Annotated in this window: 23 protein-coding genes and 1 riboswitch (1 of these 24 cut by a window edge); of the genes, 10 read left to right on the forward strand and 13 right to left on the reverse strand. The window is 67.5% G+C overall.

Annotated features, from left to right (window positions below; translation table 11 throughout):
- Positions 1-1,148, forward strand: partial view of a M23 family metallopeptidase gene (locus tag CQW49_RS09915; RefSeq protein WP_003615665.1) — the 3' portion only. 874 nt of this gene lie to the left of the window's left edge; only the last 1,148 of its 2,022 coding nucleotides appear in the window; the start codon falls outside the window, past its left edge; its stop codon occupies positions 1,146-1,148.
- Between the two features lie 3 nt (positions 1,149-1,151).
- Here the strand turns inward: CQW49_RS09915 and CQW49_RS09920 are convergent, their stop codons facing one another.
- The gene (locus CQW49_RS09920) at positions 1,152-1,739 is read right to left on the reverse strand and encodes a hypothetical protein (RefSeq protein ID WP_003615664.1); all 588 of its coding nucleotides are present in this window, start codon (positions 1,737-1,739) and stop codon (positions 1,152-1,154) included.
- 84 nt (positions 1,740-1,823) lie between these two features.
- A complete protein-coding gene (locus CQW49_RS09925; RefSeq protein ID WP_003615662.1) occupies positions 1,824-2,063 on the reverse strand; it encodes a hypothetical protein in 240 nt (79 codons plus the stop codon).
- Positions 2,064-2,206: 143 nt separating this feature from the next.
- On the opposite strand from CQW49_RS09925, the gene CQW49_RS09930 reads away from it, so the two are divergent.
- Positions 2,207-3,229, forward strand: coding sequence for an AI-2E family transporter (locus CQW49_RS09930; protein WP_003615661.1), 1,023 nt, complete (start codon positions 2,207-2,209; stop codon positions 3,227-3,229).
- A gap of 24 nt (positions 3,230-3,253) precedes the next feature.
- Here the strand turns inward: CQW49_RS09930 and gluQRS are convergent, their stop codons facing one another.
- The 4 genes from gluQRS to CQW49_RS09950 form a co-directional block, all read right to left on the reverse strand.
- On the reverse strand, positions 3,254-4,102 hold the full coding sequence (gene gluQRS, locus CQW49_RS09935) for a tRNA glutamyl-Q(34) synthetase GluQRS (RefSeq protein WP_003615659.1): 849 nt from the start codon (positions 4,100-4,102) through the stop codon (positions 3,254-3,256).
- A gap of 37 nt (positions 4,103-4,139) precedes the next feature.
- The gene (gene cmk, locus CQW49_RS09940) at positions 4,140-4,793 is read right to left on the reverse strand and encodes a (d)CMP kinase (RefSeq protein ID WP_003615658.1); all 654 of its coding nucleotides are present in this window, start codon (positions 4,791-4,793) and stop codon (positions 4,140-4,142) included.
- A complete protein-coding gene (gene aroA, locus CQW49_RS09945; RefSeq protein WP_003615654.1) occupies positions 4,786-6,132 on the reverse strand; it encodes a 3-phosphoshikimate 1-carboxyvinyltransferase in 1,347 nt (448 codons plus the stop codon). Before aroA ends, cmk begins: the two co-directional genes overlap by 8 nt.
- Before the next feature lie 114 nt (positions 6,133-6,246).
- A complete protein-coding gene (locus CQW49_RS09950; RefSeq protein ID WP_003615652.1) occupies positions 6,247-6,708 on the reverse strand; it encodes a hypothetical protein in 462 nt (153 codons plus the stop codon).
- 500 nt (positions 6,709-7,208) lie between these two features.
- Between CQW49_RS09950 and CQW49_RS09955 the strand changes: the two genes are divergently transcribed.
- Positions 7,209-7,715: a helix-turn-helix domain-containing protein gene (locus CQW49_RS09955; protein WP_003614125.1), complete on the forward strand. Its 507-nt coding sequence runs from the start codon at positions 7,209-7,211 to the stop codon at positions 7,713-7,715.
- Positions 7,716-8,017: 302 nt separating this feature from the next.
- Here CQW49_RS09955 and pgi read toward each other — a convergent pair whose 3' ends face one another.
- Positions 8,018-9,664, reverse strand: a complete 1,647-nt coding sequence (pgi, locus tag CQW49_RS09965; RefSeq protein ID WP_003614123.1) for a glucose-6-phosphate isomerase — start codon at positions 9,662-9,664, stop codon at positions 8,018-8,020.
- A 247-nt stretch (positions 9,665-9,911) separates the two neighbouring features.
- On the opposite strand from pgi, the gene CQW49_RS09970 reads away from it, so the two are divergent.
- The 7 genes from CQW49_RS09970 (at position 9,912) to CQW49_RS10000 (ending at position 16,919) form a co-directional block, all read left to right on the forward strand.
- Positions 9,912-10,949 (forward strand): C45 family peptidase, encoded by a 1,038-nt coding sequence (locus CQW49_RS09970; protein ID WP_003614121.1) that lies wholly within the window; start codon positions 9,912-9,914, stop codon positions 10,947-10,949.
- A gap of 91 nt (positions 10,950-11,040) precedes the next feature.
- Positions 11,041-11,964: a lysophospholipid acyltransferase family protein gene (locus CQW49_RS09975; protein WP_099831775.1), complete on the forward strand. Its 924-nt coding sequence runs from the start codon at positions 11,041-11,043 to the stop codon at positions 11,962-11,964.
- On the forward strand, positions 11,961-13,274 hold the full coding sequence (miaB, locus tag CQW49_RS09980; protein ID WP_003614119.1) for a tRNA (N6-isopentenyl adenosine(37)-C2)-methylthiotransferase MiaB: 1,314 nt from the start codon (positions 11,961-11,963) through the stop codon (positions 13,272-13,274). Before CQW49_RS09975 ends, miaB begins: the two co-directional genes overlap by 4 nt.
- Positions 13,271-14,317 carry a PhoH family protein gene (locus tag CQW49_RS09985; protein WP_003614118.1) on the forward strand — a complete coding sequence of 349 codons (1,047 nt, stop codon included), beginning with the start codon at positions 13,271-13,273 and terminating at the stop codon, positions 14,315-14,317. The genes miaB and CQW49_RS09985 overlap by 4 nt, the downstream gene beginning before the upstream one ends.
- Positions 14,314-14,820, forward strand: a complete 507-nt coding sequence (gene ybeY, locus CQW49_RS09990; protein ID WP_003614117.1) for an rRNA maturation RNase YbeY — start codon at positions 14,314-14,316, stop codon at positions 14,818-14,820. Before CQW49_RS09985 ends, ybeY begins: the two co-directional genes overlap by 4 nt.
- A 5-nt stretch (positions 14,821-14,825) precedes the next feature.
- Positions 14,826-15,800 carry a hemolysin family protein gene (locus CQW49_RS09995; protein ID WP_003614116.1) on the forward strand — a complete coding sequence of 325 codons (975 nt, stop codon included), beginning with the start codon at positions 14,826-14,828 and terminating at the stop codon, positions 15,798-15,800.
- 69 nt (positions 15,801-15,869) lie between these two features.
- Complete coding sequence (locus CQW49_RS10000; RefSeq protein ID WP_003614115.1) at positions 15,870-16,919, forward strand: hypothetical protein; 1,050 nt, start codon at positions 15,870-15,872, stop codon at positions 16,917-16,919.
- On the opposite strand, the gene CQW49_RS10005 is transcribed toward CQW49_RS10000, so the two are convergent.
- The 6 genes from CQW49_RS10005 to CQW49_RS10030 all read right to left on the reverse strand — a co-directional run bounded on the left by CQW49_RS10005 (position 16,910) and on the right by CQW49_RS10030 (position 24,668).
- Positions 16,910-17,434 carry a hypothetical protein gene (locus CQW49_RS10005; protein ID WP_003614114.1) on the reverse strand — a complete coding sequence of 175 codons (525 nt, stop codon included), beginning with the start codon at positions 17,432-17,434 and terminating at the stop codon, positions 16,910-16,912. The two genes, CQW49_RS10000 and CQW49_RS10005, sit on opposite strands and share 10 nt — an antisense overlap.
- A 228-nt stretch (positions 17,435-17,662) precedes the next feature.
- On the reverse strand, positions 17,663-19,681 hold the full coding sequence (locus CQW49_RS10010; RefSeq protein WP_003614113.1) for a TonB-dependent receptor plug domain-containing protein: 2,019 nt from the start codon (positions 19,679-19,681) through the stop codon (positions 17,663-17,665).
- Positions 19,682-19,783: 102 nt separating this feature from the next.
- Positions 19,784-19,985, reverse strand: a riboswitch (cobalamin riboswitch).
- 156 nt (positions 19,986-20,141) lie between these two features.
- Positions 20,142-20,924: a WecB/TagA/CpsF family glycosyltransferase gene (locus CQW49_RS10015; protein ID WP_003614111.1), complete on the reverse strand. Its 783-nt coding sequence runs from the start codon at positions 20,922-20,924 to the stop codon at positions 20,142-20,144.
- Positions 20,925-21,318: 394 nt separating this feature from the next.
- Positions 21,319-21,924: a GNAT family N-acetyltransferase gene (locus CQW49_RS10020; protein WP_003614110.1), complete on the reverse strand. Its 606-nt coding sequence runs from the start codon at positions 21,922-21,924 to the stop codon at positions 21,319-21,321.
- Positions 21,925-21,931: 7 nt separating this feature from the next.
- A complete protein-coding gene (gene thrC, locus CQW49_RS10025) occupies positions 21,932-23,344 on the reverse strand; it encodes a threonine synthase (protein ID WP_003614109.1) in 1,413 nt (470 codons plus the stop codon).
- A 61-nt stretch (positions 23,345-23,405) separates the two neighbouring features.
- The gene (locus tag CQW49_RS10030; RefSeq protein ID WP_003614108.1) at positions 23,406-24,668 is read right to left on the reverse strand and encodes a hypothetical protein; all 1,263 of its coding nucleotides are present in this window, start codon (positions 24,666-24,668) and stop codon (positions 23,406-23,408) included.
- Positions 24,669-24,730: the final 62 nt, after the last annotated feature.

Consider the following 24,730-nt stretch of genomic DNA (forward strand, 5'->3'; position numbering starts at 1 on the left):
AGCTGATCGTTCTGCGCCGCGGCGAGACGCTCGCCGACGCGCTGCTCGCCAATGGCGTGCCCAAGTCCCGCATCGCCGAGGTGGGCGCAGCCTTCGGCGGCCGGCGCATCGAGACGATCGCGCGCGAGGGGCAGCGCATCAAGCTGCTGTTCGCCGATTTCGACGGCTCGGGGGCCGAGATGCAGCTCGCGCGCATTTCGATCTATTCGGAGGATCGACTCGAGACCATGGTGGCGGCGACGGATCGCGGCGGCTTTCTGCAGGTCACGGCGCCGGCCAATCTGGCCCGGGCCGGCCGGCGCGGCTCCAGCAGGCTCGAGGAGGATGGCGAGGAGTCCGATGATCCGGGCGCGATGCGTCTCTACGACTCGCTCTATGAGACCGCGCTGAAGCAGGATATTCCGCGTCCGATCATCAATGAGCTGATTCGTATCTTCGCCAGCGATCTCGATCTGCAGCGCGGCGTCGCCGCCGGCGATGCGCTCGACATTCTCTACGACGAGAGCGAGGAGGGGCCGGGGCGCGAGGCGCTGCTCTACGCATCGATCACCAGCCATAACGAAACGCTGCGCTATTACCGCTATCAGACGACCGACGACGGCCTCGTCGATTATTACGACGAGAGCGGCCGCTCGAGCCGCAAATTCCTCGTGCGCAAGCCGATCGCCGCCGGCGAGACGCGCTCGGGCTTCGGCATGCGCCGTCATCCGATCCTCGGTTATTACAAGATGCATACGGGCGTCGACTGGGCCGCGCCGATCGGCACGCCCATTCTCGCGGCCGGCAATGGCCTCGTCATTCAGTCCGGCTGGCACAGCGGCTATGGCCGACGCGTCGAGATCCAGCACGCCAACGGCTATGTCACCGCCTATAGCCATATGTCGGGCTTCGCGCGCGGCATTCGCGAGGGCGTGCGCGTGCGCCAGGGCCAGCTCGTCGGCTTCCTCGGCTCTTCCGGCCTCTCGACCGGCCCGCATCTGCACTATGAGGTGATGGTCAACGGCCATTTCGTCGATCCGATGCGCGTCAGGCTCGCACGCACCCGCGAGTTCGACGGGCGCCTGCTCGCCGATTTCAAGCGTGAGCGCGACCGCATCGACACGCTGATCGCCAAGGCGCCGAACAGCCCTCGCGTATCTCGACGCTGAAGCTCACGCCGAGTCGGGGCGGCGCGGCGGCTCGGCCGAAGCGTCGTCGCGGCGCGACCACAGCGCTGCGCCGATCGCCACGATCGCCAGAGCGACGAGCGCCAGAATGAGCGCGACCTGCTTGAACCAGGCGATCGCCGGAACGGCGGCGGCGAGCACGAGGCCGAGAATGGCGATGTCCACGGAGACGTGGACGCCGGCGACGAATGTGCCGAGAGCGAGCAGCAGCAGCAGCGCGAGGCCCGTCGCCGGCCCGTTGAGGAATGTGTTGACGCTCGGCCAAAGGACGATGTTCATCGCTGCGATGAACGCCGCCCAATGCAGAAACTGCGTGCGCGCGATGAGCATGCGCTCGCGCCGATCATCGGTCTTGCGCCAGCCGATGACGACGCAGGCGACGCCGACCGCGAGCCCCAGGAACTCCCAATAGCCGAACAGAGGCCGCTGCGCGATGCTCGTATAAGCGACGCCGAAGATCGCCAGCAAGAGCACGGCGAGATAGGGCGCCTTCTGCTTCGCCCAGCCGCCGAGGCCGAGCGAGGGCTCGGAGGAGGCCCGCGGCGACGGAACGCTCGCGCTGTGATCGTTCATCGCAGCCTCTCGGATCAAAATTCGAGCCGCATCTCGACCGCGAGACTCGAGGCTCGCTCTTCTGCTTCGTTCCAGATGGGACGCTCAGCGGACAATGACCCGGGGAGCCCGACGACGCAGACGAAACAGGCTGCGATGAGTCCGCGGCCCGCGCAGTTCGCTACGCGGCCGCGTGACGCGCGGCGTGTGCCAGGGACGCACGAACTGACGCTCCTGCGCCTGCGCGCCGGAGCCGACGACAGTCGCCAGCGGCGCCGCGGCGAGCGCGATCAACAGTCCGCCGAGCAGCGAGCGGCGCGAAACGATCTTCGTCTCCATCGACATGCGCAGTCCTCCAAAAAAGAGATTCGACTGGCGGGGAATTAGCGCGCCGCGCCGCCGCGGCAATGCGGCCATGACACGAGCATTCACGTTCCGACGCGGCGCTCTACCTTTCGCGCGGGGTCCATGCGAGAGAGGAAGCGGCAATGGCGGAAACCGCGAACACGGCCGGCGCTGCGCTGCTGATCTTCCTGACGCTCGTCGCCGCGCATGTCGGGCAGACCGTGGTGGAGCCGATCGTCTTCGCGATCTTCATCATCGCGCTGATCTTTCCGCTGGAGACCACGCTCGAGCGGCGTCTGCCGCGCTGGGCGGCGCTGGCGCTCACCGTGACCGCGGCTCTCGCCGTCATCGTGACGCTGTCCTCGCTGATGGTGTGGGGCGGCGGCGAGCTCGTCGACTGGTTCGCGCGCAATCTCGACCGTGTGCGCGCGAGCTTCGAGGCCTCGACAAAATGGCTGGAGACGCATGACATATTCGTCGGCGCGCTGATCACCGAGCATGCCAACGCCGCCTGGATGCTCGGCGTGATCCGCGCGGCGGCGACGAGGATCAATGTGCTCGCGGGCTTTGCTCTCGTCGTTTTCATCTATGTGGTGATGGGCCTCGCAGAGACATCGACGCTGCGCAAGAACATCGCCGCCGCGACCAATGACGAGACGGCGCAGCGCCTGCTGAGCGCGGCGGCGCATATCGCGAAGAAATTCCGCCGCTACATGCTGGTGCGGACCGCCGCGAGCCTCGCCACCGGCGCGCTGGTGTTCCTGTTCGCTCTGGCGATCGGCCTCGAGGGAGCGGCGGCCTGGGGCGTGCTGAGCTTCGCGCTCAATTATCTGCCCTATATCGGCTCGCTCGTCGTCACCGTTCTTCCGGCGCTGTTCGCTTATGTGCAGTTCGACTCGGCGCAGGCGGCGCTGCTGGTGCTGGGCGCGCTCTGCGTCATTCAGCTCGTCATCGGCAGCGGGCTCGAGCCGGTCTTCTCCGGCACGGCGCTGGCCATGTCTCCGACCGTCGTCGTCTTCGCCGTGCTGCTGTGGACCTTTCTCTGGGGCCTGCCCGGCGCCTTCATCGGCGTGCCGATCGCCATCGCCGCGCTGACCATGTGCGAGCATTTCCCTTCGACGCGCTGGATCGCGCGCATCGCGGCGGGCGAGGCGCATTCCGACTGATCGTCGATGCGCGATTTCGATCGCTCAATCGAGCCCGGCGATCCGCCGCACATCCGCCGGCGTCGCGCCATCCGCCCGCAGTTCCCGCAACGGCTTCGACAGCCGGCTCTTGGCCAGCTTCTTTCCCTCCTCGTCCCGCACCAGCGCGTGGTGGCGATAGCGCGGCTCCGGCAAGCCGAGCAGAAGCTGCAGCAGCCGGTGGATCCGCGTCGCCTCATAGAGGTCCCTGCCCCGCACCACATCGGTCACGCCCTGCAGCGCGTCGTCGACCACGACGGCAATGTGATAGCTCGCGGGAACATCCTTGCGCGCGAGGATGACGTCCCCCCAGACGGAGGGATCGGCCGCGACCTCGCCGACCTCCGCCTCGCGCCAACGCACGCCGCCGCCGAGCGCCACGGCCTTCGCCATGTCGAGCCGCAAGCTCGCGGGCCCCTGCCCCACCGTCCCGCGGCAGGTTCCAGGATAGAGCGGCGCGCCATCGGGATCGTGCGGCCAGTCCGCGCGCCCCTGCGTCGCGCGGGCGATGTCGCCGCGCGAGCAGCGGCAAGGATAGAGCAGGCCGAGCGCGTCGAGCTTCGCCAGCGCCCCGGCGTAATCGCCGAAATGCTCGGACTGGCGGCGGACCGGCTCCTCCCATTCGAGGCCGAGCCAGCCGAGATCCTCATAGATCGCCCGCTCATATTCGGGACGCGCGCGGCCGCGGTCGATATCCTCGATGCGCAGCAGGAAGCGGCCGCCGGCGCGCCGCGCGAGGTCGAAGTTCAACAGCGCGGAATAAGCGTGGCCGAGATGCAGATAGCCGTTCGGCGACGGCGCGAAGCGAAACACCCTTTCGCCTGCGCGAGGCGAGCCTGAAGGCTCGCGGTCCATGCGCTCCCTTGGACCGCGAGCCTCGAGGCTCGCCACCTCACACCTTGCCGGCGAGCGCCAGCCGCTCCTCGACGATCTCGCAGGCGGCGCGATAGGCCGCCTCTATGTCGAGATCGGTGGTGTCGAGCGCGACCGCGTCCTCGGCCATTTTCAGCGGCGCCTGAGAGCGGCCGCTGTCGCGCTCGTCGCGCTTGCGCACATCGGCGAGCACCGCCGCATAATCCACTTTCTCGCCGCGCGAGGCGAGCTCCAGCGCCCGCCGCTGCGCGCGCTTCTCGGCGCTGGCGGTGACGAAAATCTTCACCGGCGCCTGCGGGCAGATCACCGTGCCGATGTCGCGGCCGTCGAGCACCGCGCCTTGCGGGCGCCCCGCGAAGCCGCGCTGCATGTCGATGAGCGCCGCGCGCACCTGCGGAATGGCGGCGACGACCGAAGCCGCCTCGCCCAATTCGCGCGTGCGCAAGCGCGCCTCGTCGAAATCGCAGAGCGCGAGCCCGCGCGCCGCCTCGACCGCCGCGCGGATGTCGTCCAGCGGACGGCCTTCGTCCAGCAGCGCGCAGGCGGTGGCGCGATAGAGCAATCCCGTGTCGAGATGCGGCAGGCCGAAATTCGCGGCGAGCCGCCGCGCCAGCGTGCCCTTCCCCGAGGCCGCCGGCCCGTCTATGGCGATGATGAGCCCCCGCTCAGGCAAAACGCGCTCCCAGGACTTCCATCAGGGCGCGGAAATCGGGAAAGCTCGTCGCGATCATGCGGTCGTCGTCCACCGTCACATCCTGCTCGGCGGCGAGCCCCATCACGAGAAAGCTCATGGCGATGCGATGATCGAGATGAGTCTCGACCACGCCCCCGCCGGAAACGCGCCCCGTCCCGCCCCTGACGATCAGATCGTCGCCGCTAATCTCGCATTCGACCGCATTGGCGCGCAAGCCCGCAGCGATGGCCTCGAGGCGATCGGACTCCTTCACCCGCAACTCGGAAAGCCCGCGCATGCGCGTCTCGCCGCCGGCGAAAGCCGCCGCCACGGCGAGGATCGGATATTCGTCGATCATCGACGGCGCGCGCTCGGCCGGCACGTCGACGCCGGCCAAGGTCGAAGCGGCGACGCGAATATCGGCGACCTCCTCGCCGCCCTCGGCGCGGCGGTTCTCGAATGAGATGCGCGCGCCCATCTCCTGCAAGGTCGTCAGCAGGCCGTTGCGCAGCGGATTGATCATCACCCCTTCGATGACGATCTCCGAGCCCGGGACGATCAGCGCCGCCACCAGCGGAAACGCCGCGGAGGACGGATCGGCCGGCACGCGCACGGGCGCCGGCCGCAGCTCCGGCCGGCCCTCCAGCGTGATCTTGCGCCCATGTGGGCCGAAGGGCTCGCTGGCGATGCGCGCGCCGAAATGAGCGAGCATTTTTTCGGTATGGTCGCGCGAGGCCTCGCTCTCGATCACCACCGTGCGGCCCGGCGAGTTGAGCCCGCACAGCAACACCGCGGATTTGATCTGCGCCGAGGCGACCGGCGTCTTATATTCCACCGGCAGCGGCTCGGCCGCGCCGCGTAGCAGGATCGGGCAGCGCCCGCCCTCCGCCTCCTCCAGCACGCGCGCGCCCTGCTGCGTCAGCGGATCGAGGATGCGGCGCATCGGCCGCTTGCGCAGCGAGGCGTCGCCGTCGAAGCGGGCGGTGATCGGATGGCCGGCGACGACGCCCATCATCAGCCGCGAGCCTGTGCCGGCATTGCCGAAATCGAGGGTCTCGCGCGGCTCGAGCAGCGAGCCGAGCCCGGGGCCGCGCACGCTCCAGCTTCCGGGGCCGAGCCGGTCGATGCGCGCGCCGAGCGCCCGGCAGGCCTCGGCGGTCCGCAGCACATCCTCTCCCTCGAGCAGGCCCTCGATCGCCGTCTCGCCGACGGCGAGCGTCCCGAGGATCAGCGAGCGATGCGAGACGGATTTGTCGCCCGGCGGCCGGCAGCGTCCGGAAAGCGCGCGGGCGCGCGAGGCGCGCAGGGGCGACGCGGGATGTTCGGCGTCCGTTTGCAATTTTCGTTCGAGCTCCCGCCGCGGCGCCGTTTCCTCCGGCCGGCGCGGCTTCGCGCATATACAACGCGCGCCGCCGCGTCACAAATGGGCGGCGCGAACGGAGCGCGCCGGCCGTCAGGCGGCCGACGACCCGTCCGGCGTCGCGGCCGCGGCCAAGCGGTCCTTCCAGCGCGCCGTGAACGCCTCGAAGGAGGCCTGATCGGCGAAGGCAGCCTCCGCGCGCCACTCGATCGTCGAAATCCCCTCGTCCCACAGCCGGCTCTCCTGACGCCAATGAAAGGTGGGCCAGGCCGGGTTGCGAAACGCCGGGCTCGCCGGATAATCCGGCGGATGGAGCGAGGCGCGGCCCACCAGCTCGTTCAGCCATTGCGTGATGTCGGGCAAAAATGTGCAGCTGAAAAAAATGCCGTGGCGCTGGAGGCGATGCACGTCGCGCAGGACATTCTGTCGGATCAACGCCAGAGCCGGCGGCTGATCGGCCTCGCGAAACTCGCGCAGCACCAGCAGGCGAAAGCCCCGGTCCAGCATCTGCGCCGGAACCGCTCGGACATCCCCGGCTCGCTCATGTTCGTGCATCGTGATTTTCCGTCGGACGAGGAACGGCGGGCACGCAAGCAATGTGCCCGCGCCGCCGATGAGAAGGCCCCGGCGACGGGCCGCGACCCGGCTACCGGGGGTCGCGCCGGGCTGCGCCAGTCATCGCAAGGAATGGCTCCGTACTGTCCGCGCTCGGCTTGGACTATCCGGCCATCATGATGCGACATTTTGTAGCAAGACCGAGAACTGTTCAATTTTCGAGCGCGCCGAAGCCAATTTTGAACTCTTCCAATTCGAGCCCCACCGAACGAAAGCATCTGTTCGGCGGAGGTTTTTTTGTGCAGATTATGAGAGACGACGGCCGTGGAGCGCAGCGGATGCGGCGTAGACGGCTCACGACGAGGCTTCGGGACGAAAAATCGAATATTGTGCCCGGTCTTGAAAACATGAGAAAAAACTCACGTCGTCGCGGCGGGCGGACATTCGTCTTTTCGTGACGTGAGCAACCACACGAGCTTTTCGCGAGGAGCGCCGAGAATATGAGTGGGAACCTTCTCGAGCCCGAACGTCCCGCCGTGACGTCGCCGCAGACGGCGATCGAAAGCGCCGAGAGACGCAGCCGCCGTCCGGAGGAGGAGCGTCGCCGCGAGGAGATGATCCGCGAGCTGCTGACGCGCGAGGGCGAGCGTCTCTCGCAGGGCGCAATTCAGGATCTGACGCGCGACCTCGGCGTCAGCCGCGCCACCGCCTATCGCATGATCAAGACTTTCCGCAGCTGCGGCGCGGTCACCTCGCCGTTCACGCGGCCGGTCGGCCGGCCGAAGGGCGCGCGCGTGCTCGACACGACGCGCGAGACGCTGATCCGCGACGCCATCGAGAATTTCTATCTGCAGCCGGCGCGGCCGAAGTTCAGCCAGCTGGTGCGCGAGATCAGCAAGCGCTGCCTCAAGGAGCGGCTGCCGGCCCCCAACTGGCGGACCATCAAGGCGCGTGTGCACGACATCGATGTCGAGACGCGCGCGCGGCGGCGCAGCGAGCCGGTTTAGTCCACACGGCAAAATAACGGCTTTCCGACTCTCGACGCGCGTCCCTTCTCCCACTTGTGGGAGAAGGTGGCCCTCGCTTCAGCGAGGGTCGGATGAGGGCGCCTCCGGCTCGTCCTGATGGACGCCGGGGTCCGTCATTGCGAGCGGAGCGAAGCAATCCAGGGGCCGCCCCACAGCTCTAGATTGCTTCGCTCCACTCGCAATGACGGCGCCCCTGGTGGGGTTGCGGCTTCTCGTGACGCAGTAGAGATTGAGCCCCGCGGCGACGGCGCAGACCGAGCCCGAGCCTGGACCGCGAGGCTTCACCCGCGCTCCGCCTCTCGCCGCCAGCGTATCAGCCCCGCCGTCGAGCCGTCGAGCGCGTCGAGCGGCGCGCTCGCATTCTCGACGATCGGCGCGAGCCGATTGGCCAGCTCCTTGCCGAGCTCCACGCCCCATTGGTCGAAAGGGTTGATGTCCCAGATCACCGATTGCACGAACACCTTGTGCTCATAGAGCGCGACGAGACGGCCGAGCGTGCGCGGATCGAGGCGTTTATAGAGCAGCACGCTGCTCGGCCGATCGCCGGAAAACACCTTGTGCGGCGCCAGCGCCTCGATCTCGGCCGCGCCGAGCCCCTGCGCCGCGAGCAGCGCCTTCACTTCGCCGAGCGTGCGCCCGCGCATAAAAGCTTCGCTCTGCGCGAGGCAGTTGGCGAACAAAAGCGCGTGATGATGGGCGTCGGCGTCGATCGGCTCGGCGGCGACGAGGAAATCGATCGGCGTGACGTCGGTTCCCTGATGCAAGAGTTGGAAGAAGGCGTGCTGGCCATTGGTGCCGGGCTCGCCGAAGATGATCGGCCCGGTGGCGAATTCGGCGACGCCGCCGTCGCGCGCCACCGCTTTGCCGTTCGACTCCATGTCGAGCTGCTGCAGATAGGCGGGAAAGCGCGCGAGGCGCTGATCATAGGGAATGACGGCGTGCGCCGCCCGGCCTTCGACATTGCGGTGGAACACGCCGATGAGCGCCATCAGCGCCGGAATATTGCGCTCGAGCGGCGCTTCGACGAAATGCGCGTCGATATCGGCGCCGCCGCGCAGGAACTCGGTGAAATGCTCGGGGCCGATGGCGATCGCCAGCGACAGGCCGATCGAGGACCACAGCGAATAGCGGCCGCCGACCCAATCCCAGAAGCCGAAGACGCGTGAGACGTCGACGCCGAAGGCGGCGACCTTGTCGAGCCGCGTCGAGACGGCGGCGAAATGCGACGCCACCGCCGCCTCGCCCAGCGCCTCGACGATGAAGGCGCGCGCGCTCTGCGCATTGGTCATCGTCTCCTGCGTCGTGAAGGTCTTGGACGAGACGATGAACAGGGCGCGGGCGGGATCGAGCGTCTTCAGCGTGTCGGCGAGATCGGCGCCGTCGACATTGGAGACGAAATGCGTGCGCGGGCCGCCTGCTGTGAAGGGCGAGAGCGCGCGCGCCGCCATGGCGGGGCCGAGATCGGACCCGCCAATGCCGATATTGACGATGTCGCTGAACGGCTCGCCGCGCGCGCCGCGCAGCGCTCCAGAGCGGACGGCGCGGGCGAAGTCATAGACCCTTGCCCGCTCCTGCGCGACCAGCCCGCGCACATCCTCGCCGCCGACGAGGAGCGGCCCCTGCCCGAGATCGCGCAGCGCCATATGAGCCGCCGCGCGATGCTCGGTCGAATTGACGGGCTCGCCCGCGAACAGCGCGGCCCGTCGCCCCTCGACATCAGCCGCGCGCGCCAGCGCGATCAGCAGCCCCAAAGTCTCGCGCGTGACGCGGTGCTTGGAGAAATCGAACAGGAAATCGTCGAGCGCCACCGAGAAATTCGCGAAACGACCGGGATCGGCGGCGAACAGCTCCGTTGTTCGCTGCGTGCGCAGCATGCGCGCGTGATCCTGCAGCGCGGCCATCGCTTCGAGGACATTCGGACGAGACATGCGCTTCCACCCCTTTGGCAAGTCGAGAGGCGATTCGCTCGCCGCCGCTCTATCTAACCCGAACGCGCCCCGCGGGAACATGGCGGGGCCCGCCCGACGGCAGAGCCAGCGGAAAGAGACCGACGACGCAGCCGCCCCTCGCGTTGATTTGTCACGCGCGGGATCGGCGCCGCCCTCGATTTCCGACTGTTATGTGACAGTTGCATGTGACATTTGTATCGCTTCGATGACAGTCGGAGGGACCAGTATGCGGCAGATTCCTTTCGTCGATGTGCGGGACGGCGGACCCATCGCCCATGCCGCGGCGCGCCTCGAGGCGGCGGCCGCGCTGCGCGACGCCTGCCTCGCGCCGGCGCCGCGCTGGAGCCATGTCTGCCTCGCCCCGGTCGACCGTCTCGCCGCCGCCTGGCTGCGCAAATCGGGCTCCCTCTATCTGCGCGACCTCGAGCAAATCGCCGAGATCCTCGGGTTCCACGGCGCCGTCACGCTCAACATGTCCTATCTCTTCGCCTGCACGACCTCGGCCGACATCGGACCGGGCGGCGCCCCGACGCTGCGCCGCTCGCTGGACTGGCCCTTTCGCGGCCTCGGCCGCGGCGTCGAGATCGCCTGGCAGCAGGGCCCGGCCGGCGGCTTCTACAATGTCACCTGGCCGGGCGCGGTCGGCGTGCTCACCGCCATGGCGCCGGGCCGCTTCGCCGCCGTCGTCAATCAGGCGCCGATGCGCCGCCGGCGCGACGGGCTCCTCGGCTTCCCCTTTGATTTCGCTCTCAATCTGCGCGACGCGCTGGCGCAGGAGAACGGCTGGCCGCCCGACCATCTGCTGCGCCTCGCCTTCGAGACCTGCCCGACCTTCGACGAGGCGGTGGCGCTGCTCGCGCGCGAGCCGCTGGCGCGGCCGGTGCTGTTCACTCTGACAGGAACGGCTCGGCACGAGATCGCGCTGATCGAGCGCACCGAGCGCGAGGCCCGGGTTCTGCGCGGCCCCGTGGTCGTCGCCAATGACTGGCAGCAGCCCGCCGCCGGCTGGAAGGCGCGCATGGGCTTTGAAAACAACGAGGCGCGCAAGGCTCTTTTGCGCACGACGCCGGCTTCGGCGCCGGCCTTCGCCTGGGCGGTTCCGCCGGTGCTGAACCATACGACGCGGCTCGTCGTCGAGATGAGCGCGCGCGGCGCCGGCGAGCTCAGCGCGCGAGGCTATGAATGCGCGCCTTGGCGGAGCCTGCCCGAGCCGGCGACGCGCGATTTCCGCCTCGCCGACGGGGCAGCGGCGATCGCGGCGTGAGACGTCTCGGACAAGAGCGAGCCTGAAGCTCGCATTCGCGGCGATGTCCCCGCTGTCACGAAACTGTCGTTCGCGCGTTGAAAGAAAGGCCATGGCCTATCTTCGCGCGCTCGCTTTTGTCCTGGCGATGACCGGGGCGTTCGTCTTCTTCGTTCCCGTCCAATGGCTGGCGCGCCGGCGCGGCTGGGCGATGCGGCATGGCGTCCAGACCGGCTTCTGCCGAACCATGTGCGCGATCATCGGCATAGAGGTGCGCGAGCATGGCCGTCCGCCGGAGGCGGCGCCGCGCTTCATCGTCGCCAATCACGTGTCCTGGACCGACATCATCGCTCTCGCCAGCCGCTACCCTCTGGTGTTCCTGGCCAAGCGCGAGGTCGCCTTCTGGCCGGTGCTCGGCTTTCTGGCGCGACTGCAGGGCACGGTGTTCGTCGATCGCGGCAACCGCCGGGCGATCCCGATCGTCAACGCCGCTCTGGCGGAGCGGCTCGGCGCTGGAGACGACGTCGTCGTCTTCGCCGAAGGAACCTCGAGCGACGGCTCCGGCGTGCTGAAATTCAACGCCTCGCATTTCGCCATGCTGACAGACCTCGCCGAGGACGGCGCGGCGCCCGTTCTCGCCCCGGCGGCGATCGTCTACGCCTCGCGAAAACGGGGAGAAGCCGGCGGCTTCGACGCCGGCTGGTATGGCGATATGACTTTTCTTCCGCATTTGTGGAGCCTGATGAAGCGCGGCGGCGCAAAATGTCATATATTGTGGGGCGAGGCGGTGGACCCGCGCGCCGGCGACCGCAAGGCACTGGCCCAGGCCACCGAGCAGCGCGTGCGCGCGCTCCTGGAAAGGGGCGTCGCGAAAGGGGGCGAGACCGCCCCGAGCAATGAGAGACGGCCCAGAGGAGAGCTGACATTTCCGATACGGCTTCGACATCCATCGCGCCTCTCCCGCTCGCGCCGAACGCCGCCGAGACATCGCCCGCGCGAACAAAAGCTTTCGTCAAATCCTACGGCTGCCAGATGAACGTCTATGACGCCGAGCGCATGACGGATCTGCTCGCCGGGAGAGGCTATGGCGAAGCCGCGAGCGAGGACGACGCCGATCTCGTGGTGCTCAACACCTGCCATATTCGCGAGAAGGCGACCGACAAGGTCTATTCCGAGCTCGGCCGGCTCGCCCGACTCAAATCCGAGCGCGGCGCCGAGGGGCGGGACTTCCGCATCGTCGTCGCCGGCTGCGTCGCCCAGGCCGAGGGCGTCGAGGTGCTGCGCCGCCAACGCGCAGTGGATCTCGTCGTCGGCCCGCAGAGCTATCACCGGCTGGACGAATTGCTGACCCGCGCCGAGGCCGGCGAGCGCATCGCCGAGACGGATTTCGCCGTCGCCGACAAATTCGCGGCGCTGCGCCGCGCGCCGATTCCGCGCGGCGTCACGGCCTTCGTCACGGCGCAGGAAGGATGCGACAAATTCTGCTCCTTTTGCGTCGTTCCCTACACGCGCGGAGCGGAAGTCTCGCGCTCGGTCGCCGAGATCGTCGCGGAGGCCGAGGCCCTCGCCGCCGCCGGCGTGCGCGAGATCACCATCATCGGCCAGAACGTCAACGCTTATCGCGGCGAGGACGAAAATGGCGCGCCCGCGACGCTGCCCCGGCTGCTGGCGCGTCTCTCCCGTATCGAAGGCGTCACGCGGCTGCGCTACACCACGAGCCATCCGATCGATATGGATCAGGAGCTGATCGACGCCCATGCATCCCTTCCGATGCTGGCGCCCTTCGTGCATCTTCCTGTGCAATCGGGCTCGAATCGCGTTTTGAGAGCGATGAACCGGCGCCACGACGCAGATTTTTATCTCGACATCGTCGCCCGGCTGCGCGCGGCGCGCCCCGATATTGCGCTTTCCTCGGACTTCATCGTCGGCTTTCCGGGCGAGACCGACGCCGATTTCGAGGCGACGCTCGCCCTTATCCGGGCGGTCGGCTTCGCCTCGAGCTTCTCCTTCAAATATTCGCCGCGGCCGGGCACGCCGGGCGCCGAGCGCGACGACCAGATCGCCGAAGACGTCAAATCCGAGCGGCTCGCGGCGCTGCAGGCGCTGCTCGAGCAGCAGCGGCAGGCGTTCAACGCCGCCACCGTCGGCCGCACAGTCGAGACTTTGTTCGAGAAGCCGGGCCGGCACGGGGGTCAAATCGCCGGCAAGAGCCCCTATATGCAAGCGGTTCACGCGAGCGGCGGCCCGGAGCTGATCGGCTCGATTCTGCCGGTAACGATCGTCGCCGCCGGCTCCAACTCGCTCGCCGGAACCATCGGCGAGCCCATGCGGGAGGGGGCCCTGTGAGGCTACAGCGCGAGCCCAAGCTGTTCGAGCAGCCGGATGCGCCGCGTCCCGGCGAGCCGGAAGCCGAGATCACGCTCGCCTTCGAGGACAATCGCTACGCGTCGCTGGTCTTCGGCCTCTATGACCAGCATCTCGCCAAGATCGAGCGCAAGCTCGACATCGCCTGCTTCGCCAATGGCAATCACGTCACGCTGAAGGGCCGAGCGGAGGCCTGCGAGCACGGCCGCCGCGTGCTGGAGATTCTCTACGGCCGGGTGCAGCTCGGCCAGACCGTCGGGCTCGGCGACGTCGACGGCGCCATTCAGGAATGCGCCCGCCAGGGCACGCTGTTTCCCGAGGCCGAGTCCGGCCGCGCCGTGTTCGAGCAGATTTCGACGCGCCGCCGCGGCCCGGTGCGCGCTCGCAATCTGGCGCAGGACCTCTATCTTCGCGCGCTCAAGCGCCATGAGCTGGTGTTCGCCGAAGGACCGGCCGGCACCGGCAAGACGTGGCTCGCTGTCGGCCACGCCGTCTCTTTGCTCGAGCAAGGCGCGGTGGAGCGGATCATCCTCTCACGCCCGGCGGTGGAGGCCGGCGAGCGCCTGGGCTTCCTGCCCGGCGACATGCGCGAGAAGGTCGATCCTTATCTGCGCCCCATTTATGATGGTCTGCACGACTTCATGGACCCGCGCATGGTGGAGCGCGGCATTCAGACCGGCATGATCGAGGTCGCCCCGCTCGCCTTCATGCGTGGGCGCACGCTGACCAAGGCCTGCGTCTTGCTTGACGAGGCGCAGAACGCCACCTCGATGCAGATGAAAATGTTTTTGACCCGTTTGGGCGAAGGATCGCGTATGATCGTCAATGGCGATCCTTCGCAGACCGACCTGCCGCCCGGCCAGAAATCCGGCTTGAGCGAGGCGATCGCTCTGCTCTCGACTATCGAGGGCGTCGGCCGGGTCAAATTCGCCGAGGGCGACGTGGTGCGCCACGACCTCGTGCGGCAGATCGTCGGCGCCTATGAGGCGGCCGGACGGGAAAGAGCAAAGTCTCGGGAGCCATGAGCCCTTCGATCGACATCATCGTCACGGCCCCCTGCTGGGAGCAGCAGACGGGCCTCGACGAGCTGACGCAGAGTACCGTGCGCGGCTGCGTCGCCGTCACGGCGGCGCGGCTCGCGCAAGATTGCGAGCTGAGCGTTAATTTCACCGATGACGCGACGATCCGCGAATTGAACGCGCAATGGCGCGGGATCGACAAGCCCACCAATGTGCTCTCCTTCGAGACGCCCGGCCCGCTGGCGCGACGGCTGTCGCTCGGCGACATAGTGATCGCCCATGAGACCGTCGCGCGAGAGGCGGACGAGCAGGGCAAGAGCTTCGAGGCGCATCTCACCCATTTGATCATCCACGGATTTCTGCATCTGATCGGCTATGACCATCAGGCCGCGCGCGAGGCCGAGGAGATGGAGGCGCTGGAGCGCCGCATCGCCGCCACGCTCGGCCTCGCCGATCCTTACGAAGGCTCCGACCTCGTGGACGGAGCTTCCACAATGGGGAACCGCTGACGGCAATGTCCAGGATCGATAATGGCGAGCATGTGGGCTCGCGGCGGGGCGAGCCGCGGGTCGGCATCGTCGACCGGCTGCGCGCCCTCATCGGCTTCGGCTCCGCCTCCGTGCGCGAGGACATCGAGGAGGCGCTGGAGGACGCGACCGGCGACGTCACGCCACATGAGCGCGTGCTGCTGAAGAATGTGCTGGCGCTGCATGATCTGCGCGTCGCCGACGCCATGGTGCCGCGCGCCGACATCGTCGCCGTCGGCCAGGATGCGACGCTGGGCGAAACCCTGGCGCTGTTCCGCAACGCCGGCCATTCGCGTCTGCCGGTCTATGGCGACACGCTCGACGATCCGCGCGGCATGATCCACATCCGCGATTTCGTCGATTATCTCGCCTCGCTGGCCGAGCGCGCCGAGCCGGCGGCGGCCGCGCCCAAAGGGGACGCGCAAGACCATGCGTCGATGGAGCATGCGCCGACCGCCTCGCTCGCCGCGATCGACTTCTCCACGCCGCTCTCGACCGTCGACGTGCTGAAGCCGGTGCTCTATGTGCCGCCGTCCATGCCGGCGCTCGACCTGCTCGTGAAGATGCAGGCGACGCACACCCATCTCGCCCTCGTCATCGACGAATATGGCGGCACGCATGGGCTCGCGACGATGGAGGATATCGTCGAGATGATCGTCGGCGACATCGAGGACGAGCATGACATCGACGAGGAGCCGCGCATCGAGACGGTCTCCGAGGGCGTCTATATGATCGACGCCAAGGCCGATCTCGAGGAGGTCTCGCGTCGGCTCGGCGTGGATTTCACGCCGGAGGAGAACGGCGCCGAGGTGACGACGCTCGGCGGCCTCGTCGCCTCGCTCGCCGGCCATGTGCCGATGCGCGGCGAGATCGTGCCGGCGCCGGTCGAGGGCTGGGAGTTCGAGATCGTCGACGCCGATCCGCGCCGCGTCGGCCGGCTGCTGGTGCATGCGCCGAAATAGACGGTGACGGGCGGCAGCTCCCTTCGCCCGCAAGCGGGAGAAGGAGCGCGCGTCGAGATCCTTCGAAACATGCGCAAGCAGATCATCTTCCACATCGGGCTCGAAAAAACCGGCACCAGCGCGTTGCAGCGCTTCTGCCATGCGCATCGCCGCGCCCTCGCCGCGCGCGGCGTGCTCTATCCGACGCGCAACCTCGCCTTCTCGCGCCAGAGCCGCAATCATGCGGCGCTCGTCGCCGGCTATTACGAAGACACCGGCTGGGCCGATTATCATCTCACGCGCTCGTGGAAGACCTGCCGGCGCGTCGTCGCTTCGCTCGTCGATGAGATCGAGCGCGACTCGGCGCCGACCGCGCTCGTCAGCGCCGAGCATTTGTCCTCGCGGCTCTATCCCTTCCAGATCGAACGGCTCGCCGAGGACTTCAAAGGTTTCGACTGCCGCATCGTCCTCGTGCTGCGTCCCCATGAGGAGCGCGTCTATTCGGCCTATTCCAGCACGATCCGCGCCGGCCGCGGCCTGACGCTCGACGCCTTCGTCGACGAGCTGCTGCTTCCCGCGAACTGGTATTGCCGCTACGCCGAAACCATCGCGCGCTGGCGCAATGTGCTCGGCGCCGAGCGGCTCACGATTCTCCCCTTCCACAAAACGCGCGACATCGTCGATCTGCTGTGGACGGACATGCTCGGCCTCGACGGCGCGCCGCCGCGGCGCGGCGAGCGCATCAACGCCGACCCCGGCGCGAGCGCGCTCGAGGCGATGCGCCGCGTCAATGAGATCATCGGCGACCGCGAGGCTTTTCCGCGCCGCGGCTATGCTCGGCATTTGCTGCTGACGCTGGCGCGCGCCGCGATTCTGCGCTCGCTCGCGAAGACGCCGCGACGCGCCGATGATCGGCTGCGCGTCGAAGGCGAGCGGCGCGCGCGCCTCGCCGCGCTCGTCGACGAAGATATTGCGCAGCTCGCCGCGCTCACGTCGGTCGAGCTGCCGCGAATGGGCGATGTCGCCGACGCGGATCGCGCCGCGGCGGCCGTGATCGAGGAGCGCGCGACGCGCCTGCTGAAGGAGCGCCGCCTCGTCGCCGCGAGCCTCGCGCTCGCGAAACGATTCGCTCAGCTATAGGCGCGACGCGCGCGCCGCGTCGCGATCAGCGAAGCAATCTTGCCGGCGGCGAGCAGCGCGGCGAAGGCGGCCGCATTGATGGCGAAGAGGCGCGCGACGCTCTCCGGCGCATAATGCGTGGTGACGCCGCCGGTGGCGACCGTGGCGAGATAGAGCGCGCCCTCATAAGCGCCGAAGCCGGCGACGAAAGCCGCGACGGCGCCGGCGCGCGGCGCGACGAGACGCGCGGTCTCGCAGGCGAGCAGCGCCACAACGAGCAGCGCGACGCCCCAGCCGAGCGTCGCCGGATCGGTCGGATAATGCAGAAAAGCAAAGCCGATGATCTGATTGACGAGCCAGGCCGAGGCGGTCAGCGTCAGCGCCGCGCCACGCGGATTGGCGATCGCCGCGACTGCCGCAAAAGCCGCGAAAGGCGCCGCGCAAGCGACCCCGAAGCCGGCGAAGGCGCCGACGGCGATGAAGGCGGCGAGCCAGGCGAGTGCGCGGCCGCCGGACCGATCGAGAGAAAGCGTCATCCGAAGTCTCCTCTTTGCGTCATGGTTCTACTGCCCCGCGTCATCGAATTCATCGGCGTCGAGAGCGAGCCTGAAGGCTCGCTCTTTCACCCTCGTCAAATCAGCTGAATCACACGTCGGGGCCTCATTGCGAGGAGCACAGCGACGAAGCAATCCAGAGCCCGCCCCGTGGCCCTGGATTGCTTCGCTGCGCTCACAATGACGCACTCGCGTCATGTCGGAGCACCCTCACCATTTCATCCTGATTCCGCCATAGGCGGAGCGTCCGGCGGTTCCGTAATTATAGATTTCCTCATAACGCGCATCATTGAGGTTTTCGATGCGCGCAAAGACGGACAAGAGCTCGTTCACCTTGTAATCGGCGAAGAGATCGAGCCGCGCATAGCTCGACAGCGTCACGCGCCGCGAGTTGATCAAATCGTTGTCGATGCGAGGACCGACGACATTGAGCCGCGCCTCGAGCTCGAGGCCGGGAAAGCCCGAATAGACGAGCGCGGCCATGCCCTTGTCGCGCGGGCGCCGAAACAGGCCGACATTCTTGACGAGATCTTGCGCGACGAGATGCGTGTAGCTCGCCTTCAGGCGCCATTCGTTCGGCACGAGCGCGGCCTCGCCGGAAAATTCGATTCCGCGCGTCTTCGCCTTGCCGACATTGTAATAGCAGCCGTACACTTGCGTCGCCGTGCAGGTCGGCGCCGAGCCATAGTCGATGAGCTGGCGAAAATCATTCTCGAACAGGCTCAGCGACGTGAACACACGATCCTCGAAGAGCGTCTGGTCGAATCCGAAATCATATCCGAGGCTCGTCTCCGGCTGCAGGCGCGGATCGCCATATTGGCTGAAGAGCTGATAGAGCGAGGCGATGCGCGCGCCGGTTCCGGCGCTGGCCTTGAATTTCGTTCCGGTTTCCTCGAGACGATAGGCGGCGGTCGTACGCCATGTGCCGAATGTGTGATTGCCGGCGACGGCGTCGATACGGCCGCCATAGGAGAGATCGAGACGATCGAACACAGTGAACTTGTGCTGGGCGAAGCCCGAATGAGTCGTCTGCGCGGCGTCGATCGGCGTGAAGCTCCCCACCGGCGCCGGATCCTGCGAAGTATGCACCGTCTCGGTCTGGAGTCGCGCGCCGAATGTGAGCAGCCCCAGAGCGTCGAGCTTCAGATCGCCCTGATATTCGAGCCCGCGGCGCGCGCCGCGCATTCCCGTTCGGCAATCGAAGGAGGAAAAGCTCGCATCGAAGCAGGCGCTGGTCTGCCAGATGTCGCGATCGATCACATTGCCGAACAGCACGAGCCGATTATGCAGCCGGCGCTCGAAGAGATCGGCGTCGATACGCACATGGCCCTGTCCGAAGGACGAATGCGAATGGTTCTCATTGTCGAACACATCCGCCGGCGTGAAGGCGAATGTATTGGCGAAGCGGATCGAATTGTCATAACCGATGAAAGAAGCCTCGACCGACAGATCCTCGGAGATGCGATAGCCGAGCCGCGCGCTGGCGCCGCCCTTGTTGGTCGGACTGTCGGAGGGCGCGGCCGGCAGCGGCGTCACCCCGTCGCCGATGGTGAGCGGCCGCGTGATGCGATAGCCATAACGCGGAAATCCATCAACATGCAGCGCGTCGACGGCGAAGGCGTACCAGAGCGCGCCCTCGCTGCCCGAAACGCTGGCGCGCGTGTGAATCGTTCCATAGGAGCCGCCTTCGAAAGTGACGGAGCCCTTGAGCTTGCCTTCGCCCTTGCGGGTGATGATGTCGATGACGCCGCCCATGGCGTTGGAGCCATAGAGCGCCGATTGCGGCCCGCGCAGCACCTCGATCCTCTCGATATCGGTGGCGACGAGCGCGCCGAAATCGACCGAGCCGTCGGTCGAGGACGGATCGCCGATGCGCACGCCGTCGATGAGCACGAGCGTCTGGCCGGGCGTCGCGCCACGCAGATAGACGAAGCTCTGCGTGCCGACGCCGCCGGAGGAATAGAGATCGAGGCCGGGCGTTCCGCGCAGAACCTCGAGCAGGCCCGTCGCGCCGCGCTTCTCGACCTCCTTGCCCGAAACGACGGTGATGGCGGAGGCCGCGCGCGACGCCGGCTCCTCGACGCGATCGGCGGAGACGACGGTGGCGGCGCCGATCTCTAGGCTCGGCAGCGCCTCCTGGGCGAAAGAGAGAGCGGGAAGGATGACGAGCAGGGACGCGGAGAAGAGCGGCGCGCCGAGAACGGCGGACCTCGAAAGTGGAAAAGACATGACAATCGCCTCGCAGCGGACGTGGGCCGTCACTGCGAAGGTCTCGACCCGTTCGTCGAACGGATCTCGGCCGCATCGGTGCACCCCGCCCGACGCTCTCGCGCGTGACCACGAATGATGGCAGGTCTCCTGGCTCGCGGGTCATCGCCGGTCGGACCGCCTTCCCGGAGCTTGCGCGCCAGTGGCTTTCGGTCTTCGGCTATCCGCTCACAGTTGCGGGGGCAGCCGCGGAATCGCGCCGCCGCCGACGCTCACCGCATTCCCATTCAATCCCACATGGGGAACCATCGAGGGGGAGTCATAGGCGAGACTGTGGCCGAGTCAAGCGTGCGCCGGGGCGGCGCTCAGGGCCGTCCCCGGCGCGAGCGGAGACGCGCGCCGGGGACCCAAAGCCGATACGCGGTACTTTGTCGGCCCTGGTCTCCCGCCTCGGACGCAGCCGGGCGGAAACTCTTGCGCCTCAGCGCGTATGGCGCATCAGCAGCATCAGCGCGACGGGATTGGTCGTCGCATAGCGGCGCAGCAGGCGGCGCGGCTCCAGCGCCAGACGAAACGCCCATTCGAGCCCCGCCTGCTGCATCCACAGCGGCGCCCGCTTCTTGGCCCCGGCCATGAAGTCGAACAGGCCGCCAGATGTCTTGATCATTTTGACGTTGCGAAGGCGATGACGCCAATGGCGCACGAATTCCTGCTCGCGCGGCACGCCGAGCGCCAGCCACAGAATGTCGGGCGCGAGCGCGTCGATCTCCTCGACCTTGCGCTCGAGCGCCGCTCCGGTCAGAAAGCCATGGCAGCGACCGCGAATGTCGAGCCGCGGGAAACGCCGCTTCGTCGCTTGAAAGGTCCCGCGATTGGACTCCTCGCTGGCGCCGAGCAGATAGAAGCTGACGCCCTCCCCCTCGGCCTTGCCGGCGACGAGCGGATAGAGATCGGTCGTCGCGACGCGCTCCGGAAGCGCGTTGCGCGCCAGCAGCCGCGAGGCGACCACCAGCGGCTGGCCGTCGGCGTTGACGAGATCGGCGCCGTCGATCAGCGCGGCGAAATCGGGATCGGCGTCGCGGCGCGCCAGCGCCTCGCCATTGACCGAGGTCAGGAACAGCGGCGCGCCCTCCGGCGCCGGCCCGCGCGCGGTCTCGATCATCAGCCGGGCCGTCTGCTCGAGGTCGAGACGCGCCACCTGCGCGCCGCCGACCATGATGGTCTCCACCGCCCCGAACGGACGCCCTCGATCCTTCGACTCCATGCACGCGACCCTTGCTACGCTGGCGCGTCCTGTTGCGGGACGCGCACCCGTGACTTGCAGGGTCGGCTGAAAGAATCGCGCCAGACGCGCGGAAGAAACGAGTCGCGTCGCAGAAATGGGCGCACCCTTCTCCCGCAGGGCGGGAGAAGGTGGCCCTCGCCTTCGCGAGGGTCGGATGAGGGCCCTCACTGAAAAACGACTTCGAATTCAAAAACTGCTTCGAATTCAAGAAACAGAGCTGCAAGATTCAGAGAAACTGCCGGCGCCCTCATCCGACCCCGCTTCGCGGGGCCATCTTCTCCCACGAGTGGGAGAAGGAGCGCGCGTCGAGAGTCGGCTAATGACGCAGCGGGCCCCGCTCGAGCGGCGCCGTGCGGATTCGAGACGGCGCCGGTCAGCCTGCGCCGGGACGACCCGGCGGCAGGGAATCGCTGTCGAGACGCGCGAACAGCAGATGGTCGCGCCATTGCCCATTGATGTTCAGATAGGCGCGCGCAAACCCCTCCTGCTTGAAGCCGTTGCGCTCCAGCAGGCGGATCGAGGGCGCGTTGGTGGGCAGGCAGGCGGCCTCGATGCGATGCAAGCGCTGGCGCGTGAAAGCGTAGTCGAGCGCGGCCCGCACCGCGCGGGACATATAACCCTTGCCGGCATAGGGCTCGCCCATCCAATAGCCGAGCGTCGCCGCCTGCGAGACCCCGCGCCGCACATGGCCGAGCGTCAGCCCGCCGACCAGCTCATCGTCGGCGGCGCGGAACACGAAATAGGAATAGGCGTCGTCGCGCGCCATCTCCTCGGCGTGGCGGCGCACGCGATAGCGAAAGCTGGCGCGGGTCAGATCATCGGCCGGCCAGGTCGGCTCCCAGGGCGTGAGAAAGGCGCGGCTGCGCTCGCGCAACGCCGCCCAGGCGGCATAGTCGCGCATGTCGGACATGCGCAGATAGACGCCGTCGCCGCGGATCGGCAGATCGCGATAATAGGAGACGAGGCCGAACAGAGCCATGGCGCCCTCACGCGGTCCCACGCGCGGCGCGGGCGCGCGCGCGGATGAAGGCGGCGACCGTCGCCACATCATTGTCCAGCACGGAGAATCGCTCGCGCGCCTCGAGGATCGGCGCGAGATGCTCGGGCAGCGGCGGCCGGCGCCCGATCGCCGCCTCGATCGCATCGGGAAATTTGGCCGGATGCGCCGTCGCCAGCGCGACCACCGGCGTCGCCGGATCCTCGGCGAGGCGGCGGCGCGCGGCGCGCACGCCGGTCGCGCCATGCGGGTCGAGCACATAGCCCGAAGCGCGGAAGGTGCGGACGATCTCGGCCGTCGTCTCCTCGTCATTGCTGGAGCAGGCGTCGAATTCGGCGCGAATGGCGGCGAGCGTCTCGGGCGCGAGCGAAAAGCGCCGCGATTGATCGAGCGAGCCCATCAGCGCGCGGATCTGCGCCGGATCGCGGCCGAGCATGTCGAACAGCAGGCGCTCGAAATTGGACGAGATCTGAATGTCCATCGACGGCGACAGGGTCGGCGTGACCGCGCGCAGCTCATAGGCGCCGCTCGCGAGAACGCGGGCGAGAATGTCATTGGCGTTGGTGGCGATGAGCAGCCGGTCGATCGGCAGCCCCATGCGCTTGGCGACGAAGCCGGCGAGAATATCGCCGAAATTGCCCGTGGGCACAGCGAAGCTCGCCGCGCGCAGCGGCCCGCCGAGCGCCACGGCGCTGGTGAAATAATAGACCGTCTGCGCGACGACGCGCGCCCAATTGATGGAGTTGACCCCGGCGAGGCCGACCTCCTCGCGAAAGCGCTGGTCGCGGAACAGCGCTTTCAGAATGGCCTGCGCGTCATCGAAGGAGCCGGTGAGCGCAATCGTGTGGATGTTGTCGTCGGCGATGGTGGTCATCTGCCGGCGCTGCACATTGGACACGCGCTCATGCGGATAGAGAATGAACACATCGACGCGGTCGAGCCCGCGGAAGGCCTCGATCGCCGCCGCGCCCGTATCGCCCGAGGTGGCGCCGACGATGGTGGCGCGCAAGCCGCGCCGCGCCAGCGCCTCGTTCATCATGCGTCCGAGCAGCTGCATCGCCACATCTTTGAAGGCGAGCGTCGGCCCGTGGAACAGCTCCAGCACGAAGAGATTGTCGTCGATCTGCGTGAGCGGCGCGACTGCGGCGTGGCGGAAGCCCGCATAGGCGCCGCGTGTCAATTCGCCGAGCGCCGAGCCGGAAAAAGCCTCGCCGACGAAGGGCGCGATGATGTTGGCGCTCGCCTGCGCGAAGGGCAGGCCGGCGAGCGCCGCGATCGCCTCACGCTCGAGGCGCGGATAGGCGACGGGGGTGTAGAGCCCGCCATCGGCGGCGAGGCCGGCGAGGAGGACGTCTTCGAAGGCGAGCTCGGGGGCGTCGCCGCGGGTGGAAATGTAGCGCACAGCTCTTCTTCTACCCGCGGAGTTGAGCCGCGAAAAGCCCCTCGCTCTGTCCCGCGGGGCGCTACGGAGCCGTTGCCGCGCAGTGGCCATTGCCCAGCCGCACATCGCGCGCTGCGGCCCGCGTCGTCCCCCCGTCGATCGTCCGCCCGAGCACGAGACAGAGGTCGTAGGTGATCGCCTTGTTCGCAGGGAAGCCATCGAACGGATGCGACGCGCGGCCGTCATAGGTGCTCGTCAGGCTGGTCCCGAAAAATGGCGTCGAGCCCCAGGCGATCTTCTCCGATGTGGTCACGCCGTTACGATTGTCATAGGGCAGCTCGTACTGCGCCGATTGATAGGGCCATTCATAGTCGCAGGGAATGAGCTGCGGCTCGTAGGGACAACCCTTTCCGTTGAAATAAACGCTCGATGTCCTGCCCCGGCCGTCCGCGTAACCGTCGTTGAGCTTCGTGCCGCCCAGATTGACGAGGCCCATCTCGAAACCTCCGGCGATCAGCGACGTATAGCGATTGTCGTGATTAATGACGTTCCAAGTCCAGGCGGAATTTCGGGTCAAAGGCATGGTCGTCGAGACAAAGTGAAAATCATCGCCCCAGCGAACCTGAGTGATCGAATTGGCGCCTCCGTCGAAATCGAGCTTTCCATAAGGGCCGCGCAGGTCGAAGCTCACCCGGTCGGGCCCTGGCAGCGAGGCGAGACTCACCTGCGTCCGAATGCGTGGGTAATCCGCGCCGTCCTTGAAATACCACCAGATGCGAACAGGCAGGCTGTATTTCACGAAAAGAGCCGAGGATGCGCCGAGCGGCGGGGCGTCGTCGCCGGTTTCCAGATCGATTCCATTCGCCGCGATCGTGCCGTAGTGGGGATAGACGAGGCTGAAGCGAATGATCTTCAGATTGCTCGCCGGCGCATAGGTCGCGGTGGCGACCGCAAAGTTCTTGCCGAGCGGAGAGTCGTCCACATGGAAGATCTTGCGCGCGATCGTGGCGCGCTCGCCGTCCGTGAAGAGACGCTCGCGCTCGTGGGAAACGAAATAGCCGAAACCATCATTGACGTCGCTCGGCTTGACGGCCTTCGTCTTCCACACCCCTCCATCTAGATATTGATAAGACGCCGCGACCGCGTAACCGCCATGGCCCGGATTGCCCGATCCTTCCTTCTTCAGCGACACATTGCGCGGACGCCCCTTCGAGTCGGTCCAGCTGTATCGATAGACCGCCAGGCCGGCGGCCGTCGTCTCGGTCACAGTCACGGCCGCGGCCGGGACCGCTGCGAGCAAAAGAGTCGCGAGCGCGGCCGAGCCCAAAGCGAAAAAACCCTGCATCTATGCGCTCCTGCAATCGAGGGAAGACGGCTCCGACTTCGCCAAAGCGTAAGCTATGCTGT

The organism is Methylosinus trichosporium OB3b (assembly GCF_002752655.1).
GTDB lineage: Bacteria > Pseudomonadota > Alphaproteobacteria > Rhizobiales > Beijerinckiaceae > Methylosinus > Methylosinus trichosporium.